Below are 17,308 nucleotides of genomic sequence, written 5' to 3'. Positions count from 1 at the left end.
GGCTTTCGGCCGGGCGTTAAGCTAGAACGCGCCGATCATGACAGCCTCACCCGATAGTCAGACCTCCGCCTCGCCATCCCCCAATGATCCGCGCAGCGACGCGCTCGCACGGCTGACACCATTCGGCTGGAACGGCGGACTGGCGTTCATCCTGGCGCTCCTCGCTGCATCATTTTTCCTCGCCGGCTATTTCGTCATCTACTGGCGCAACGCCGACATGGATTTGGTCGTCATCTACAACGCCCTTGTGATGAACGACGGCGGAGCGCAGGCGTATAATGATCATCCTGCCTATCTCACGATTGTGTCACTGAAACTTTGGTTCCAGTTACTTCATCATATCGGGCTGTTGACCGCCTGGAAGTTGTCGTCGCTGCCCCCGGCGTCGGACGTCCCCGCCTTCGATACTGCGATGACCGAAGCTGTTCGCGCCGGCCGTGTTTTAGCGGGACTGATATCTGCGCTCTTCGTGGCGGTCTTTGCGGTATTCATGCGACTGATCGTGCGTGACTGGCGAATCGCATTACTCGCAACGTTCGCATTTGCATTTTCCGGCGGCGTCGCGGTTCACATGCGCATTCTGCGTACCGAGATGATCGCTGCGTGTTTCGTCATCTTCGCGTTTATGATTATGATCGTTGTCGCTCAACGCGCGAGCGCGTGGCGACCGCTTGCACTAATGGCAGCTGCGGTACTTTGTGTCCTCGGCATGGAAAACAAAGTGCAGGTCATCCTGCTAATCGCCGCGCTTCCCGTGATCGCACTCCCGTTCGGCACAGACACCGGCGCGAGCGTTGGCTTTTGGGACAACGGCTGCCGGGCATGGCTGACAACCGTGCTCGCTGCAATCGTCGCAGCCGCCTCGTTCAGCGCCGCGCTGCCATTAATCCGCGCCGGTTTCGATCCAAATGCGATCGCGACAGCGAAGCTCCACCCACTGATCGCTGGCACCTTCGGAGTCTATCAGATCACACTTGCCGCGTGGGTTGGCATCGGCATGGCGGCGTTCGTCGTCATCTGGCGCGTGCGTCTCACGGAAGCGCTGACAGCAATGTGCGCAGTAATTGCCGGCGCAGCGATCGGATTGCTGACTCTCAATCTGGAATACAATGTCCAGAACGCCGTCGCGGTGATCAATCCGATCGAGAAGATGCTGGTCTTCATCGATCTGGCCAGCGCACAAGACATCGCGAGGGACGGAAATATTATCGGCGTCGGACTATTGCTCAAGGGAATCATTGGCGTTCTTCAGCGCTACACCTTCATCCTCTTAACGTCGCCGCGTCCGGCGGTGTTTCTGACTTGGCTTGTCATTCCCGGTATAATCTACGCATGGCGGCGCAGCGAGAAACAGGTTGCGTTGCAGGCGGCACTACTACTACTGGCCGCTATCGGTATCGACGCACTCGGCATACGGCGCGGGTTGAAGGCGGAATATTTTATCCTGACAGATCCCCTCATCATCATCGCGGGCGCAATTCTGCTCGACCAGATGAACGACCTAAGATTCCGAAAATGGTCCTTTCCGGTCGGAGCATCGCTCCTTGTACTGCACGTTGGAGTAAGTCATGCTGAGCCGGTGAAGCTTATGCTGACACGCGGAAGCCTTGAAAGCATCTGCCAGGCAAGGCTTTACTATATGCCATTGATGCCGCTGCCCCCTTGCAACGCGCTAGGCAAGTCCACATGACAGCATCTGCCGAAAATCCTCCCGATCCCGCACATCAAATACCACACCGTGACGCACTCGCACGGCTGACACCATTTTGCTGGAACGGCGGACTGGTCTTCATCCTGATGCTCCTCGCCGCATCGTTTTTCCTCGCCGGCTATTTCGTCATCTACTGGCGCAACGCCGACATGGATTTCATGATCGTCTACAACGCGCTGGTTATGAACGACGGCAAGCCGCAGGCGTTCTTCGATCATCCGTCATACTTCACCATCCTGTCGGTGAAGTGGTGGTTTCAGGCGATGCACTCGCTGGGATTGCTCGACGCATGGAAACTGTCGTCGATCCCATCGGCCCTGAACGTCCCCGCCTTCGATGCCGCGATGACGCAAGCCGTTCGCGCCGGCCGCATCGTGGCATGGCTGACCGCAACCATCTTCGTCATCGGCTTCGCGGCACTCGCCCGCTGCATCTTCCGCGACTGGCGGATCGCACTGCTCGCGACGTTCGCGTTCGCATTCTCCGGCGGCATTGCGGTTCACATGCGGATTCTTCGCAGCGAACTGATCGCGGCGTGCCTTTTCACACTGGCATTGATGCTGCTGATCGCCGTCAGCCGCCGCGCCGGCAACTGGCGCCCGCTCGCGCTCGCCGGTGCCGCCGCGCTGTGCGTGCTAGGGATGGAGAACAAGGTCCAGATCATCCTGCTGATCGCAGCGCTGCCCGTCATCATGCTTCCCTTTGGCAGCGCGGACAGCGCCAGCGCGCCGTTCTGGCGCGGTTCGTCGGCATGGCTCGCAGTTCTGCTCTCGGCCATTGCCGCTGGCGTGATGCTCGCCCTTGCATGGCCGCTGATCGCTGCGGGGCTGGAGCCTGAATCGATCGACATCGCCCAGCTTCACGCTCTGATCGCCGGCAGGTTCGGCATCTATCAGATCGCCCTCCTCGGCTGGATCGTCGCCGGCATGATCGCATTCGCTGCGATATGGCGCGTCAGCGCTGCCGAGACGCTGGCGTCAGTATTCGCGGTGACCGCCGGTGCATCGCTCGGACTGCTCGCGCTCTATCTGGAGTACGACCCGCAGAACGCCGTTGCGGTGATCAATCCGATCGAGAAGATGCTGGTGTTCGCGGATGCACCGGCCACATCGGCCACCGAAGGCGGAAAGATCTGGGCTGCGATCGCCCTGCTGTTCGACGGCGTCAAATCCGTGCTCCAGCGCTACACGTTCGTGCTGTTCACGTCGCCGCGTCCCACTGTGTTTCTGATCTGGCTAATCGTTCCAGGCATCGTATTAGCGTGGCGCAAGGGTGAACGGCAGGTCGCAGCTCAGGCCACGCTGTTTGTGTTGCTTGCCAGCGGCTTAGACGCCTTGGGTATACGACGGGGGTTGAAGCCGGAATACTTCATCCTGACCGATCCGCTCATCATCCTCGCCGGCGCATTGCTGCTGGAGAAATTGAGCGATCTGCGGTTCAGCAAATGGGCCTATCCGATCGGCGTGGCGCTGATTGTCGCTCACGTCGCCGTCAGCCAGGCCGAGCCGGTCAAACACGTCCTGAAGCGCAGCGGTCCCGAATACATCTGCGAATGGAACGAGTATTACGAACCGCTGCTGCCGATGCCATGGTGCGACAAGCCGCCCAAGCGCCCATAAGGATCGTCACGGGTTGTTGAAACTGCTGGCGGCGGCAATCCGTTATCTTGAGTGAATGACCCTCAGGGAGCGCATCATGATCGACCGCCGACGTGTGATAACAGCCATCGCGGCGGGCGCGGCGCTCCCGCTCACGGCGCGATCAGTGTTCGCAGAGGCGGCCATGAGCCGCATGACCGCCTACGGCTTTTCCTTCCAGGGCCTGAAGGGCGGCGACATCCGCCTTGCCGACTTCGCCGGCAAACCGGTGCTGGTGGTGAACACCGCCTCGCTCTGCGGTTACACGCCGCAATATGCCGGCTTGCAGGAATTGTGGACGCAGTTTCGCGAGCGCGGCCTGATGATCATCGGCGTGCCGTCCAACGACTTCGGCGCGCAGGAGCCGGGCGGCGCCAGCGACATCGCGCACACCGCCGAGCAAACCTATCATGTCAGCTTCCCGATCACGGTCAAAACGAGCGTGAAAGGGCCGAACGCCCATCCCTTCTACAAATGGGCGGCGGCCGAGCGGCCTGCGGATCTTCCGGGCTGGAATTTCCACAAATACCTCGTTGGTCGGGACGGCCATATCGCCGAGGCATTTTCCTCGCGCGTCGAGCCCACCGATACGCGCGTCGTCACCGCCGTGGCCCGCGCGCTGGTGTCCTGAGTCCGAAGCGCAAGAGCCCACCGGCGCCTGACGGAACCCGCGCCCGCCTCGATTAACCCTGCCTACGCTCCTGTTGAAAATCGGTTGGCGCGTGTGCCGATGCAGGATTAGGCTGATGACCGGGGACTACGGCGGCGTCCGGCGGACCGGACGCGGGCATTTTGCGTTCAGGGGTACTAACATGCGTATCAAGGCAACATTTTTCGCCGCCAGCGCCATCTCGGTCTGCGCATTCACCAGTGCCTGGTCGCAGGCCCTTATCCCGCAGCGCACCACCCCACCTCCTGCTCCGGCGGCCGTTCCGGCTCCCGCACCCGCCCCTGCGGCAACGGCCGCACCGGCCCCGGCACCTGCTCCGGCTGCCGCAAAAGCCAACTGTGCCAACCCGAATGCGATCGGCGTCTCGCGCGTGGTGCAGATCGACACCACCGGCGGACCCGGCTTCGGCTTCGAGCATTTCAAGCAGCTCGACTTTTTGCGCGATAAGGAAGTGGTGCTGACGTTCGATGACGGACCATGGCCGGTCAACACGCCGTTGGTCCTCAAGACGCTCGCCGACGAATGCACCAAGGCGATCTTCTTTCCGATCGGCAAGCACGCGACCTACTATCCCGAAATTCTCAAGCACGTCGCGGCCGAGGGCCACACCATCGGTGCGCACACCTGGTCGCATGCCAATCTCAACAACAAGAAGCTGACCGAGGCGCAGCAGAAGGAAGAGATCGAGAAAGGCTTCAGCGCCGTCAAATGGGCACTCGGCGCCGCACCGTCGCCGCTGTTCCGTTTCCCCGCGCTCCAGCACCCGCCCGCGATGGTGACGTATCTCGGCGAGCGCAACATCTCGATCTGGTCATGCGATCTCGACTCGTTCGACTTCAAGGCCAGCACGGCGCAGAAGATCGTCGACACCGTCATGACGAAGCTCGACAAGTTCGGCAAAGGCATCGTGCTGATGCACGATTTCCAGAAGCACACCGCAGAAGCCCTGCCTGAATTGATGAAGCGGCTGAAGGCCGGCGGCTACAAGGTGGTTCAGGTCAAGGCCAAGGCCCCGATGCAGACCATCGCGCAATACGACGAGGAAGTCGTCAAGGGACTGAAGCTGCCGACGGTAAGTTCGCGCCCGCTTAACAGCGTGGTGCAGACCATTTCCGAGTAACGGAAAACGCCCACTTGCGGTTGTCCGGGAAATGGCTAAACCGCACGCATGCGCATTGAAGGCTATGTGATCGTTTCCGCCGACGGCATGCTCGCCGATGTGCACGGCGTCATGCCTGCTTCGCTGAAGTTCGACGCCGATCAGAAGTTCTTTGACACTGCGCTGGACGCGGCCGACCTGATCGTTCACGGCAAATACTCTTTCGAGGACCAGCCGCATTCGCCGCAGCGTACGCGCATCATCCTGACGCGCAGCGTCGCCGCCCTCGCCCCCGATCCGTCAAATCCCAAAGCAACCTTGTGGAATCCCGCAGGGGCGTCCTTCGAGGACGCCTGCCGTCATGCCGGCGTCACCAGCGGAACAGCGGCGATCATCGGCGGTCCAGGTGTGTTCGAGATGTTCATGGATCGCTACGACACATTCTGGCTGTCGCAGGCGCACCGTTTGAAAATTCCGGGCGGCACCGGCGGCTTCCCCGGCGTGCCGGCGCGCTCACCGCAGGATATTCTCGCCGCGCATGGTCTCAAGCCGGCAGAGACCCGCGTTCTCGATGCCGCGCGAGGCGTCGATGTGACGGCGTGGCGACGAAGCTAGACGCCGGTGTAGCGGCCGCTGTCTTCCATGGCCACCGGACGCGGATAGCCCGCGATCACCAGGAGGCCGCCGATCAGCGACAGGTTCTTCAGCGCGTGGATCATGTTGTTGATGCGATCCGCGCCGGTCATGTCCCAGAAATTGTGGAAATAGAACGTCGTCACCGCGACGAACAGCACCAGCAGCCACGCAAAGGTCCGCGTGCCGAAGTTCAGTGCGATGAACAGTCCGCCGACAACTTCCAGCGCGCCCGCCAGGATCGCCAGCATCTGCGCGGTCGGCATCCCTGTGATGCCCTCAAGCTGAGCCGTGTACTGTGTCAGCATCGCCGGAAGGACGACCTTCTCGGTGATCGCCTGGGTCGTCGAGGCGATATCGAACAGCTTGGAGGCGCCGGAAAACACAAACAGGACGACGAACAGAACGCGTCCGACAGTAACGATGGCTGGCATTTGGCGGCCCCGCAAAAATCCCTGAACAGACTATACAGGAGTTCCCGTCAGCCGAACAGCGTTGGCTGCTGCCGCCCCGCCCGCTCCTGCGCCTCGACCGCCGCGACCGCCGTCATGTTGAGAATCCCGCGCGCCGTCACCGACGGCGTCAGGATATGCGCCGGACGCGTCGGTCCGATCAGGATCGGCCCGACCGGAAGTGCGTCGGCGAGGATCTTGATCATCTGGTAGGCGATGTTGGCCGCATCGAGGTTCGGCATGATCAGGATGTTGGCCGACCCTTCGAGCCGCGAATGCGGCAGCACGAGCTTGCGAGACAGCTCGGTCAGCGCGGAATCGCCGTGCATTTCGCCGTCGGCCTCAATCTCCGGATGATCGTTCACAAGGATCTCGGTGGCGCGCCGCATTTTCTGTGCAGACGCGGAATCGTAGCTTCCGAAATCCGAATGCGACAGGAACGCGACCTTGGGCTTGATCCCGAAGCGTTGCACATGCACAGCGGCAAGCGCCGCCATTTCCGCCAGTTCTTCCGCCGTCGGATTGGGGCGGATCTGGGTATCGGCGATGAAATACGAGCCCTTGCTGGTGATGACCAGCGCCAGTGCCGAATAGTCCGCGAGGCCCGGCGTCACGCCGATGATTTCGCGAATGCGCCGCAGATGGCTCATGTACCGGCCATCGACGCCGCACAGCATGGCGTCGGCCTCGCCCCGCGCGACAGCCAACGCCGCGATCACGGTGGCATTGGTGCGTACCAGCGTCCGCGCCGCTTCCGGCGTGATGCCGTGCCGTCCGGCCAGATCGATGTAGCTCTGGACATAGGAACGGTAGCGCGGATCGTCCTCGGGATTGATCAGGTCGAAATCGCTGCCGGGATTGATCGAGAGGCCAAACCGCTTGATGCGCGCGGCGACCACGGACGGACGGCCGACCAGGATCGGACGCGCCAGCTTTTCCTCGAGCACCACCTGCACCGCGCGCAGCACGCGCTCGTCCTCGCCCTCGGCGTAGATCACGCGCACCGGCTGCGTCTTGGCCTTCGCAAACACCGGCTTCATGACCAGACCCGAGCGGAATGCGAAACGGTCGAGCTGGCTGGTATAGGCGTCAAAGTCGGTAATGGGCCGCGTCGCCACGCCGGACTCCATGGCGGCCTTCGCCACCGCCGGCGCGACGCGCAGGATCAGCCGGGGATCGAACGGCGACGGGATCAGCGAGCCGGGACCGAAGCCCTGCGTCTCACCGCCGTCGAAACGCACCACCACATCGGACGGCGGATCGCGCGCGAGCTGCGCCAGTGCATCCACCGCAGCGACCTTCATCGCCTCGTTGATCGCCGTGGCGCCGACATCGAGTGCGCCGCGGAAGATGAAGGGGAAGCAAAGGACGTTGTTGACCTGGTTCGGGAAGTCCGAGCGGCCGGTGCAGATCATCGCATCGGGCCGCGCCTTGCGCGCCTCATCCGGCATGATCTCGGGATTCGGATTGGCGAGCGCCATCACCAGAGGCTGGTCGGCCATGGCCTTGACCATCTCGGGCTTGAGTACGCCGCCGGCTGACACGCCGAGGAAAATGTCCGCGCCGCCGATCACATCGCCCAGCGTACGCTTGTCGGTCTTCTGCGCGTAGACGGCCTTCCATTTGTCCATCAGCGTATTGCGGCCTTCATAGACAAGACCGTCGATATCGCAGACCCAGATGTTCTTGCGCTGCGCGCCAAGCGACACCAGCAGATTGAGACAGGCGATCGCGGCGGCGCCCGCGCCGGACGCCACGATCTTGCAGTCTTCCAGCTTCTTGCCGTTGATCAGCAGCGCATTGCGGACCGCCGCGCAGACGATGATGGCCGTGCCGTGCTGGTCGTCGTGGAAGACCGGAATCTTCATACGCGCCTTGAGCTGCTCCTCGATCTCGAAGCACTCCGGCCCCTTGATGTCTTCGAGGTTGATGCCGCCGAAGGTCGGCTCCAGCGCGGCCACCGTCTCCACCACGCGCGCGATGGTGTCGGCGGCGATCTCGATGTCGAACACATCGATGCCGGCAAACTTCTTGAACAGGACGGCCTTGCCTTCCATCACCGGCTTGGATGCCAGCGGACCGATGTTGCCGAGGCCGAGCACGGCGGTGCCGTTGCTGACGACGGCGACAAGATTGGAGCGGGTTGTCAGTGTCGCCGCCTCATGGGGATCGGCGGCAATGGCTTCGCACGCCGCAGCCACGCCCGGCGAATAGGCCAGCGCGAGGTCGCGCTGGTTGGCCAGCGGCTTGGTCGCCTGAATCTCGAGTTTGCCGGGCTTCGGAAGTCGATGATACGCCAACGCCGCGAGGCGAAGTTCTTCAGACAACGTCGACGCCATACCCGCTCCCGATATTCTCTTTGCCCCGGCTTGCGCCGGTGCTGTTTAGTCCCGTCGTGCGACGGTTATGCGATTCAGTACTCGTGTCCCGAATCCGAAGTTTGCATCATTTATCAGCGCGTCTCATAGCGAACTTCGGATTCAAAGGGACACTAGAAATTATAATTCCAGTGCGGTTTCGGTTCGCAAGTCCAGCATGACGCAGAATGATGCGGACTTGCGAACCGCCGCACTAGGGCAGATTGAGCCTGATATGCAGTTCGCGCAACTGCTTGAGCGAGACCTCCGATGGCGCGCCCATGAGCAGATCTTCGGCACGCTGGTTCATCGGGAACAGCGAGATTTCGCGCAGGTTGTTCGTACCGCAAAGCAACATGACAATGCGATCGACACCGGCGGCCATGCCGCCATGCGGCGGTGCGCCATACTGGAACGCGCGATACATGCCGCCGAAACGCTCGATGACCGTTTCCTCGCCATAGCCCGCGATCTCGAACGCCTTCACCATCGCCTGCGGGCGATGGTTGCGGATGCCGCCCGACGCAATCTCGTAACCGTTGCAGGCGATGTCGTACTGGAATGCCTTGATCGTGAGCGGGTCCTGCGTCTCCAGCGCTTCGAGGCCACCCTGCGGCATCGAGAACGGGTTGTGCGAGAAGTCGACCTTCTTGTCTTCCTCGTTGTACTCGTACATCGGGAAGTCGACGATCCATGCGAGCTCGAACCGGTCCTTGTCGATCAGGTTCAGCTCTTCGCCGAGCTTCGTGCGTGCGAGGCCTGCGAACTTCCAGAACTTCTGCGGATCGCCGGCAACGAAGAATGCGGCGTCGCCTTCCTTGAGGCCGAGCTGCTCGCGGATCGCGGCGGTGCGCTCGGGTCCGATGTTGTTGGCGAGCGGGCCTGCGCCCTCGCCGCCTTCGCGCCACATGATGTAGCCGAGGCCGGGCTGTCCTTCGCCCTGCGCCCACGAATTCATCCGGTCGCAGAAGGCACGCGAACCGCCGCCCGGCCCGGGGATCGCCCAGACCTGATTGGTCGCGTCTTCGAGCATGCGTGCGAACACCTTGAAGCCCGAACCGCGGAAGTGTTCGGACACATCCTGCATCACCAGAGGATTGCGCAGGTCCGGCTTGTCGGTGCCGTACTTGCGCAGGCTTTCAGCGAACGGAATGCGCGGCCACTTCTTGGTGACCGGCTTGCCGTTGGCGAACTCCTCGAACACGCCAGTGATCACCGGCTCCATCGCCGCAAACACGTCTTCCTGCGTGACGAAGCTCATCTCCAAATCGAGCTGATAGAACTCGCCGGGCAGACGGTCGGCGCGCGGGTCTTCGTCGCGGAAGCACGGCGCGATCTGGAAGTAGCGGTCGAAGCCCGACATCATCAGCAGTTGCTTGTACTGCTGCGGCGCCTGCGGCAGTGCGTAGAACTTGCCGGGATGAATCCGCGACGGCACCAGGAAGTCGCGCGCGCCTTCCGGCGACGACGCAGTGAGGATCGGCGTCTGGAATTCGAAGAAGCCGGCCTTCTTCATCCGCGCACGCATCGAGTCGACGATGGCGCCGCGGGTCATGATGTTCTGGTGCAGCTTCTCGCGGCGAAGGTCGAGGAAGCGGTACTTCAGCCGGATTTCTTCCGGGTATTCCTGATCGCCGAACACAGGCATCGGCAGTTCGCCTGCCTCGCCCAGCACTTCGATATCGGCGATAAACACTTCGACCGTGCCAGTCGGCAGATCAGGATTGTCGGTGCCTTCGGGACGGCGGCGAACCTTGCCGTCGATCTTCACCACCCACTCGGCGCGCAGCTTTTCGGCCAGAGAGAATGCCTTCGAATCCGGATCGATCACGCATTGCGTCATTCCGTAATGGTCGCGCAGGTCGATGAACAGCAGTCCACCATGATCGCGGATGCGGTGACACCAGCCGGACAGCCGGACCTCCTGGCCAATGTCGGAATCGCGGAGGGCGCCGCAGGTGTGGGAACGATAACGGTGCATGGAAATCCTGGAAAACGGCGTCAGAGGGCAGAATCAAGGGATACGGGCGCTGGTGCGCGCGCGCAGGGTTTACCCGAGCGCAGGGAACGCGGCAACCGGATGGTGCCGGTTACCCTCCCATATGGCGGGAAAAAGCTTAATAAAAACAATGCCCCCGCCAGCGGTCTTGAAGGCCGGGCATGAAGTCTTGCTAGGCCTCGCGCTTGTCCTGCTGGATCACGATGGTCGGGACGCCAAAGGTCCCGGTCCGCACCGTGAAAACCTGCGTGCCCGGCTTGCGGCCCTCGCGCAGTTCGGACACCTCGAGGCCCGCCTGCTCAAGCCGGGTCCGCGTTGCCGCAACGTCGGCGACACGCCATGAGACGCCGTAAATCTTGTCGGGGCCGTCGCTCCGGCCGTCCTTGAGGCGATGGATGACCTCGAACACCAGACCGTCGGTTCTGAAAAACAGAAAGCGCGTTCCTAGCGCCTCGATGGTCCGGTCGAGTTTCATATCAAGCCCGAGCCGAGCGCCGTAGAGCGCCGCGGTCCGCTCGGGATCCGGCGTCGCGATCACGAGATGATCGAGCGCATCGACCGGAGCTGGCGCGATCTCGGGCGAGCGCGCGAGGCTTTCGCCCCGCTGAAGAAAGAACAGCCGGATCCCATGGGTGGACTCCGCCGACGCGCGGGTGCGCTTCCATGTCAGCGTACGGCCCGAGGCTAGGTTCGTGCTCGCGCCATCGCTGATAGCTTCAGGCGCAAGGCCAAGACGCGTCAGGCGATGGTGCGCCTTCTCGATGTCGCCCACTTCAAAGGCCAGACTGGCGAGCCCCTCGCCCTGCCTCTCGAGCACGGCACGGACGCGACCGGCAGCCTCGCCCTCGCCCGCAGGCGCCATCAGCTCAAGCGAGGTGTTGTTGAGCACAAAGATCGCCGTGGCTGCGCCGTCGCTTTGCGCGCGCCACACCGGCGCGCGGCCGAGCAGCGTCTGATAACCGGCAACGCCGGCTTCGATGTCGCGAACCAGAACGACGGCGTGATCAAGTCCAGTAATCATGATGGTGACAAAGCTCGCATGGGAAGCCGCACCTAATCATGTCATCGCGGGCAATGCAGCCCCCTTGCCGCCGTGCATGCCACCTCTGAATTTCACATTGCGGAATGTTGCTAGCGATCCTGACGGCAGCGCCACTCACGCCGGCCTTTCTTTTTGATGCGCTCGTCTGGCCGGCAGGTTTCGGAGAGATCGATATCGTGAAACGTCCGGGTCTTCACGTCGAGGTTGATCGTTGCGTTGAGATTGACGTGAGGCCGGATCGGGATGTGGGTCCCGGCGTTGACATTGAGGTTGTTCGCCAAGGCCGCGGGAACCAGCGATACCGTCATGAGACCTGCGGCTGCAGCCTTGATGAGAAATCTCCCGGCCATGGCGAATCTCCCTGAAAATAGTGCATTGCGGCAATGATCATTGGTCGCGCGGCGCATGTGGCGGGTTCAGATCGGGGCGGAGATGTCCCCGCCATGCCCTACAGCGTGCCCTGACAGCCGATTTTCGCATGGAAAAATCCGCTCAAGGCGTTCATAACCCCCGCATGGAAATCATTACCACCACCGACGAACTCACCGCCGTCTGCAATCGCCTCGCCAAACACCGCGTCATCACAGTCGATACCGAGTTTTTGCGCGAAACCACCTATTATCCTCTGCTCTGTGTCGTTCAGTTGGCCAGCGCGGACGAAGCCGCCGTGGTCGATGCGCTCGCCGAGGGAATTGACCTCAAGCCATTCTTTGACCTGATGGCCAACGAGAATGTGCTGAAGGTGTTCCACGCTGCGCGGCAGGACATCGAAATCATCTTTCACCGCGCCGGCATCATTCCGCATCCGGTGTTCGATACCCAGGTCGCCGCCATGGTTCTCGGCTATGGCGACAGCATCGCCTACGACCAGCTTGTCGAGCGCATCACCGGACATCGTCCCGATAAAACCCATCGCTTCACCGACTGGTCGAACCGTCCGCTGACGCAGGACCAGATCACCTATGCGGTCGCCGACGTCACGCATCTGCGCGATGTGTTCGCGGCGCTCGACGCCGACCTTAAGAAACGCGGCCGCAGCGAGTGGGTCAGCGAGGAGATGGAAATTCTCACCTCGCCGAAAACTTATGACTTCCATCCGGAGCGCGCATGGGAGCGGCTCAAGACGCGCGTCCGCAAACCGAAAGAACTCGCGGTGCTGATGGAAGTCGCGGCATGGCGCGAGCAGGAAGCACAGAGCCGCGACGTGCCGCGCTCGCGTGTGCTGAAGGACGACGCCATCGGCGACATCGCCACCCATGCGCCCACCACACTCGAGCGGCTGGCAGGTCTGCGGTCGCTGCCAAAGGGCTTCGACAAATCAAAATGGGGCCAGGACATTCTCGCCGCGGTGAAGCGCGGAATTTCGCGCGACCTGACCAAGTTGCCGAAGCTCGACAAGCCGCGCGGCAATGCCAATGGCGGCGCGACCGTCGAATTGCTGAAAGTGCTATTGCGCATGACCTCGGAACAGCACGCGGTCGCCAGCAAGGTGATCGCGACCGTGGACGACCTCGAACAGATCGCGGCCGACGACAACGCCGATGTCGGCGCGCTGCACGGCTGGCGCCGTGAGCTGTTCGGCGAAGCTGCGCTGGCCTTGAAGAAAGGCCGCCTCGCGCTGGCCATCGACAAGGGCCGCGTGGTGCGGGTCGATCGCGAATAACATTTCGCCTCAGGCAACCCACACCGGCCACACGCCCCTGTGATGATACAGGGGCGTTTTCGTATTTGCCTGCCGGTCCGCCGGTGTCACAATCACCCCCTTACATTGTCAATAATGTCGTCTGTTTTGCCGTCCTTCCATGGACGATCTTGTCCTCCGTCAACACCAGCACGGAGTGAGACCCATGAAGCGCTACGTTATCGAACGTGAATTGCCCGGCGTCGCCAACCTGAGCCCCGCACAGCTCAAGGAAACCGCCGCGACCTCCAACGACGCGCTCGCCAAGCTGGCGGGAAAGGCACAATGGCTCCAGTCATTCGTCGTGGATGACAAGACATTCTGCATCTACCTCGCCGAAAACGAAGCCGCCGTTCAAGCGCACGCACGATTGAGCGGCATTCCAGCAACCAAGGTGTCAGAGGTGCGCGGCGTCATTGACCCGACGACGGCATCCTGAAAGGCGCGGCGCCGCCGCCCGAAGTTTGTCGGCGGCGTCGGTACCCATCACGGAGTTTCGTCATGACAGGAGAATTGATTGTCCTGATCGCACTGTGTCGCACGATAGCGACCTATATCAGCGCGCTCATGGGAAAATAACACGCACAGTCAGCAAGCAGGTTTCGCCATTTGGTTCAGGCGTCCCAAGGACACAGGTGGAAAGCATGGCCAGGCAAGCAAATTCAGTGGTGCCGTCCAAGAGCAGTGTCACCGAGCATGCGAAGCGCGTGCTCGATGTCACGGTTGTCCTTCTGGAGGACGGCTACGCTTCAACGGCAATCGGCCCGATCGAGGTGTTTCATTCGGCGGGCCTGCTGTGGGAATGGCTGCACGGCACGCCGCCTGACAATCCGCCGTTCCGGGTCCGGATCGCGTCGCTCGACGGCAACAGCGTGACCAGCCTTTGCTCGCTGGGATTGACCCCGAACTGTTCGATCCATGAGATTGAACACACCGACATCATCATTCTTCCCGCGTCAGGTTGGGACGTGATGGACCGGATCGCGAAGAACAGCGCTCTCCTGCCCTGGCTGCGCGACCGGTACGCGAAAGGCGCCTACATCGCGGGTGTCTGCACCGGCGTTGCCTTCCTTGCCGAATGCGGATTGCTCGACGGCCGCGAGGCGACCACGCACTGGGGCGTAGCGGACATCATGCGCCAGCGCTATCCCAAAGTGATCTGGCGGCCGGACCGCTTCGTGACCGAAGACGGACGGCTGTTCTGCAGCGGCGGGGTTTATGCATCGCTGGATATCAGCCTTTATCTGGTGGAGAAATTCTGCGGTCACGAGATTGCCCTGCGCTGCGCGAAGGCGTTGCTGCTCAGCATGCCGCGCAGCCGCCAATCCGGATACTCGGTGGTGCCGCTGTCCCATCCCCATTCCGATGACAAGATCAGGGACGCGGAAGAATATCTGCAGGCTCATCTGGAGAAACCGATATCGATTGATCTGCTCGCCGACCGCGCCGGAATGGGTCAGCGCAACTTCATCCGGCGCTTCAAGGCGGCGACCGGGCGCGTGCCCGGCGAATATGTGCAGATGCTGCGTGTGGCGGCGGCCAAGGAAATGCTGGAGCAAGGCGCGTCCTCCATTCAGGCCGTCTCGATCAAGATCGGCTATGAGGACGTCGCCTTCTTCAGGAGCCTGTTCAAGCGGCATACCGGCCTGACGCCTGCGAACTATCGCGCCCGCTTTGCCAACATGACATTCGATCGCGGCGAACTCGTCTCCGGATAACGCTTCAGCACGTTTTTCGACAAAGCGCTTCAGCGCGTCTTTCTAAACGTCAGATTGATGCGTTGAGAACCAAGCAGCGGATGCTCGCCCTCCGCCAGCGGCATCACGCCGTGATAGGCCAGCCGCGCCGGCCCGCCCCATGCGACGACATCGCCATGGATCAGCCGGTAGCGCGCGGTCTTGTCGGAGCGGTTCAGGCCGCCGAACAGGAATGTCGCGGGTAATCCGAGCGACACCGAGACGATCGGCGCATTGAAATCCAGTTCGTCCTTGTCCTGATGGAGCGATAACTTGGCGCCGGGCTCATAGCGATTGATGAGACAGGCGTCGGGGCGAAAATCGGCGAAGCCTGCTTTGGCGGCGGCGCGTGCCGCCAGATCCGCAAACACAGCCGGCATCTGCGGCCATGGATGACCGCCGACAGGATCGATGGGATCATAGCGATAGCCAGTGCGATCGCTGACCCAGCCGACCCTTCCGCAGTTGGTCATGGCCACCGACATCCGGTGGCCGCCGGGCGTGACCAGATAACGGAACGGCGCACGTGCGATGATCGCATTCACCGCGTCGAATAAAGACACTTCAAGCGACCTCGCAAACCCGGCAAGCAGCATCGCGCCGGGCGCGAGTTGCACATCGCGCTGGTCCACAATGTCGCCGTCGAACAGATCACGCATCTCTGGGCCTGGAGTAAACGACGCGATTCACGCGTCCCTCACCGACCTCATCCGATTCAAGGCGATGCTTCCACCCGATTCCCGGAAATTGCTGTCCATAAAAACAAACCGGGCGGAAGCTTGCGCTTCCACCCGGCGTCATTTGAACCCGAGGAACCTTAGGCCGCAGCCTTCTTCGAGGTCGGAACTTCCGAGATCGTCTTCAGGATCTGCGAAGCGATCTGGTAGGGGTCGCCCTGCGAGTTCGGGCGGCGGTCTTCCAGATAGCCCTTGTAGTCATTGTTGATGAAGGAGTGCGGGACGCGGATCGACGCGCCGCGGTCCGCCACGCCGTAGGAGAACTTGTTCCAAGGCGCGGTCTCGTGCTTGCCGGTCAGACGCTTGTCGTTGTCCGGGCCGTAGACGGCGATGTGATCCATCAGGTTCTTGTCGAACTGCTTCATCAAAGCTTCGAAGTAGTCCTTGCCGCCGACCGTGCGCATGTACTCGGTCGAGAAGTTGGCGTGCATGCCCGAGCCGTTCCAGTCGGTATCGCCGAGCGGCTTGCAGTGGAACTCGATGTCGATGCCATACTTCTCGGTGAGACGCAGAAGCAGGTAACGCGCGATCCACATTTCATCAGCGGCCTTCTTGGAGCCCTTGCCGAAAATCTGGAATTCCCACTGGCCCTTCGCCACTTCGGCATTGATGCCTTCGTGGTTGATGCCGGCGGCGAGACACAGGTTGAGGTGCTCTTCGACGATCTCGCGGGCGACCGAGCCGACGTTGCTGTAGCCGACGCCCGTGTAGTACGGACCCTGCGGTGCCGGATAACCAGCCTCAGGGAAGCCGAGCGGACGCCCGTCCTTGTAGAAGAAGTATTCCTGCTCGAAGCCGAACCATGCGCCGGCATCATCGAGAATGGTCGCGCGCTTGTTCGACGAGTGCGGGGTCTTGCCATCGGGCATCATGACTTCGCACATCACGAGCGCACCGTTGATGCGGGCTGCGTCCGGATAGACAGCGACAGGCTTCAGAACGCAATCCGAGCTGTGGCCTTCGGCCTGCTGGGTCGAGCTTCCGTCGAAGCCCCAGAGCGGGAGCTGTTCGAGGGTCGGAAACGCATCGAATTCCTTGATCTGGGTTTTTCCGCGAAGGTTCGGGGTCGGCGTATAGCCATCGAGCCAGATGTACTCGAGCTTGTACTTTGTCATTTCGGTCTCTCTTGAGTGAAAGATTGCGGCGCTAAATTCCCGGCCGGTTTAGCCGCCGAGGGGACCCGGCCGCAAACGGCTGACGCCTTAACAAGCATTTAACGTGCCAACCAGCCCCCTCATGGACCGTGATCCTGAGCCGATCGACCGGTCCTCCTGGCCAGTCATTTTGCCCTCCGCAGCCAGGTGATTCGCAGACTTGCTCGTCCGAGTGCGTGTTTTTACGCCACTTTTTTCGCCTGCCTCGTTTGGTGGCGGCGGTATTCAAGACGCTTAGCCGCGGAAACCCTTCAAGTGCGAGAGCGTTAAGATTTCAGGCGCATGCTGAGTGAAGGCGCAGAATCGAAGATGCGCAAATTGTATGCATTTGCCTGCTTTTTATAGGGCAAACCGCGCAAAAGACGTGCGTTCCTCTTACATTAGTTCTCCACGCGATAAC

Annotated in this window: 15 protein-coding genes; 8 read left to right on the top strand and 7 right to left on the bottom strand. The window is 61.7% G+C overall.

Annotated elements, in window-relative coordinates:
- Window positions 1-217: 217 nt before the first annotated feature.
- From AC1RM7_RS01700 to AC1RM7_RS01680, 5 genes are all read left to right on the top strand, one after another.
- Window positions 218-1,690, top strand: a complete 1,473-nt coding sequence (locus AC1RM7_RS01700) for a hypothetical protein (RefSeq protein WP_244434434.1) — start codon at window positions 218-220, stop codon at window positions 1,688-1,690.
- Window positions 1,687-3,330, top strand: coding sequence for a hypothetical protein (locus AC1RM7_RS01695; RefSeq protein ID WP_024919101.1), 1,644 nt, complete (start codon window positions 1,687-1,689; stop codon window positions 3,328-3,330). The genes AC1RM7_RS01700 and AC1RM7_RS01695 overlap by 4 nt, the downstream gene beginning before the upstream one ends.
- A 76-nt stretch (window positions 3,331-3,406) precedes the next feature.
- A complete protein-coding gene (locus AC1RM7_RS01690; RefSeq protein WP_024919100.1) occupies window positions 3,407-3,979 on the top strand; it encodes a glutathione peroxidase in 573 nt (190 codons plus the stop codon).
- Between the two features lie 181 nt (window positions 3,980-4,160).
- Entirely contained in the window at window positions 4,161-5,138 is a 978-nt protein-coding gene (locus tag AC1RM7_RS01685) for a polysaccharide deacetylase family protein (RefSeq protein WP_024919099.1), read from the top strand.
- 48 nt (window positions 5,139-5,186) lie between these two features.
- Window positions 5,187-5,732 carry a dihydrofolate reductase family protein gene (locus AC1RM7_RS01680; RefSeq protein ID WP_024919098.1) on the top strand — a complete coding sequence of 182 codons (546 nt, stop codon included), beginning with the start codon at window positions 5,187-5,189 and terminating at the stop codon, window positions 5,730-5,732.
- Here the strand turns inward: AC1RM7_RS01680 and AC1RM7_RS01675 are convergent.
- The 5 genes from AC1RM7_RS01675 to AC1RM7_RS01655 all read right to left on the bottom strand — a co-directional run bounded on the left by AC1RM7_RS01675 (window position 5,729) and on the right by AC1RM7_RS01655 (window position 11,950).
- Entirely contained in the window at window positions 5,729-6,184 is a 456-nt protein-coding gene (locus AC1RM7_RS01675; RefSeq protein WP_024577464.1) for a DoxX family protein, read from the bottom strand. The two genes, AC1RM7_RS01680 and AC1RM7_RS01675, sit on opposite strands and share 4 nt — an antisense overlap.
- Window positions 6,185-6,231: 47 nt before the next feature.
- Window positions 6,232-8,541 (bottom strand): NADP-dependent malic enzyme, encoded by a 2,310-nt coding sequence (locus tag AC1RM7_RS01670; protein ID WP_006020319.1) that lies wholly within the window; start codon window positions 8,539-8,541, stop codon window positions 6,232-6,234.
- Window positions 8,542-8,773: 232 nt separating this feature from the next.
- Complete coding sequence (gene aspS / locus AC1RM7_RS01665; protein ID WP_006020318.1) at window positions 8,774-10,540, bottom strand: aspartate--tRNA ligase; 1,767 nt, start codon at window positions 10,538-10,540, stop codon at window positions 8,774-8,776.
- A 190-nt stretch (window positions 10,541-10,730) separates the two neighbouring features.
- Window positions 10,731-11,579: a VOC family protein gene (locus tag AC1RM7_RS01660; RefSeq protein WP_024919096.1), complete on the bottom strand. Its 849-nt coding sequence runs from the start codon at window positions 11,577-11,579 to the stop codon at window positions 10,731-10,733.
- Window positions 11,580-11,689: 110 nt separating this feature from the next.
- Window positions 11,690-11,950, bottom strand: a complete 261-nt coding sequence (locus AC1RM7_RS01655) for a hypothetical protein (protein WP_024919095.1) — start codon at window positions 11,948-11,950, stop codon at window positions 11,690-11,692.
- Between the two features lie 164 nt (window positions 11,951-12,114).
- Between AC1RM7_RS01655 and rnd the strand changes: the two genes are divergently transcribed.
- From rnd to AC1RM7_RS01640, 3 genes are all read left to right on the top strand, one after another.
- Entirely contained in the window at window positions 12,115-13,263 is a 1,149-nt protein-coding gene (gene rnd, locus AC1RM7_RS01650) for a ribonuclease D (protein ID WP_024922075.1), read from the top strand.
- A gap of 184 nt (window positions 13,264-13,447) precedes the next feature.
- Window positions 13,448-13,720, top strand: a complete 273-nt coding sequence (locus AC1RM7_RS01645; RefSeq protein ID WP_006020314.1) for a DUF4242 domain-containing protein — start codon at window positions 13,448-13,450, stop codon at window positions 13,718-13,720.
- Between the two features lie 205 nt (window positions 13,721-13,925).
- On the top strand, window positions 13,926-14,999 hold the full coding sequence (locus AC1RM7_RS01640; protein WP_051472556.1) for a GlxA family transcriptional regulator: 1,074 nt from the start codon (window positions 13,926-13,928) through the stop codon (window positions 14,997-14,999).
- A 29-nt stretch (window positions 15,000-15,028) separates the two neighbouring features.
- Here the strand turns inward: AC1RM7_RS01640 and alkB are convergent, their stop codons facing one another.
- Window positions 15,029-15,676 carry a DNA oxidative demethylase AlkB gene (gene alkB / locus AC1RM7_RS01635; RefSeq protein ID WP_024922073.1) on the bottom strand — a complete coding sequence of 216 codons (648 nt, stop codon included), beginning with the start codon at window positions 15,674-15,676 and terminating at the stop codon, window positions 15,029-15,031.
- 158 nt (window positions 15,677-15,834) lie between these two features.
- On the bottom strand, window positions 15,835-16,869 hold the full coding sequence (locus tag AC1RM7_RS01630) for a glutamine synthetase beta-grasp domain-containing protein (protein ID WP_006020311.1): 1,035 nt from the start codon (window positions 16,867-16,869) through the stop codon (window positions 15,835-15,837).
- Window positions 16,870-17,308: the final 439 nt, after the last annotated feature.

Source organism: Afipia sp. GW822-FHT03D08, from assembly GCF_058801645.1.
This window is presented reverse-complemented; position numbering and strand designations above follow the sequence as displayed.

Coding starts and splice junctions, on each gene's coding strand:
- AC1RM7_RS01700 (WP_244434434.1), top strand. CDS start 218: ATGGATTTGGTCGTCATCTACAACGCCCTTGTGATGAACGACGGCGGA.
- AC1RM7_RS01695 (WP_024919101.1), top strand. CDS start 1,687: ATGACAGCATCTGCCGAAAATCCTCCCGATCCCGCACATCAAATACCA.
- AC1RM7_RS01690 (WP_024919100.1), top strand. CDS start 3,407: ATGATCGACCGCCGACGTGTGATAACAGCCATCGCGGCGGGCGCGGCG.
- AC1RM7_RS01685 (WP_024919099.1), top strand. CDS start 4,161: ATGCGTATCAAGGCAACATTTTTCGCCGCCAGCGCCATCTCGGTCTGC.
- AC1RM7_RS01680 (WP_024919098.1), top strand. CDS start 5,187: ATGCGCATTGAAGGCTATGTGATCGTTTCCGCCGACGGCATGCTCGCC.
- AC1RM7_RS01675 (WP_024577464.1), bottom strand. CDS start 6,184: ATGCCAGCCATCGTTACTGTCGGACGCGTTCTGTTCGTCGTCCTGTTT.
- AC1RM7_RS01670 (WP_006020319.1), bottom strand. CDS start 8,541: ATGGCGTCGACGTTGTCTGAAGAACTTCGCCTCGCGGCGTTGGCGTAT.
- aspS (WP_006020318.1), bottom strand. CDS start 10,540: ATGCACCGTTATCGTTCCCACACCTGCGGCGCCCTCCGCGATTCCGAC.
- AC1RM7_RS01660 (WP_024919096.1), bottom strand. CDS start 11,579: ATGATTACTGGACTTGATCACGCCGTCGTTCTGGTTCGCGACATCGAA.
- AC1RM7_RS01655 (WP_024919095.1), bottom strand. CDS start 11,950: ATGGCCGGGAGATTTCTCATCAAGGCTGCAGCCGCAGGTCTCATGACG.
- rnd (WP_024922075.1), top strand. CDS start 12,115: ATGGAAATCATTACCACCACCGACGAACTCACCGCCGTCTGCAATCGC.
- AC1RM7_RS01645 (WP_006020314.1), top strand. CDS start 13,448: ATGAAGCGCTACGTTATCGAACGTGAATTGCCCGGCGTCGCCAACCTG.
- AC1RM7_RS01640 (WP_051472556.1), top strand. CDS start 13,926: ATGGCCAGGCAAGCAAATTCAGTGGTGCCGTCCAAGAGCAGTGTCACC.
- alkB (WP_024922073.1), bottom strand. CDS start 15,676: ATGCGTGATCTGTTCGACGGCGACATTGTGGACCAGCGCGATGTGCAA.
- AC1RM7_RS01630 (WP_006020311.1), bottom strand. CDS start 16,869: ATGACAAAGTACAAGCTCGAGTACATCTGGCTCGATGGCTATACGCCG.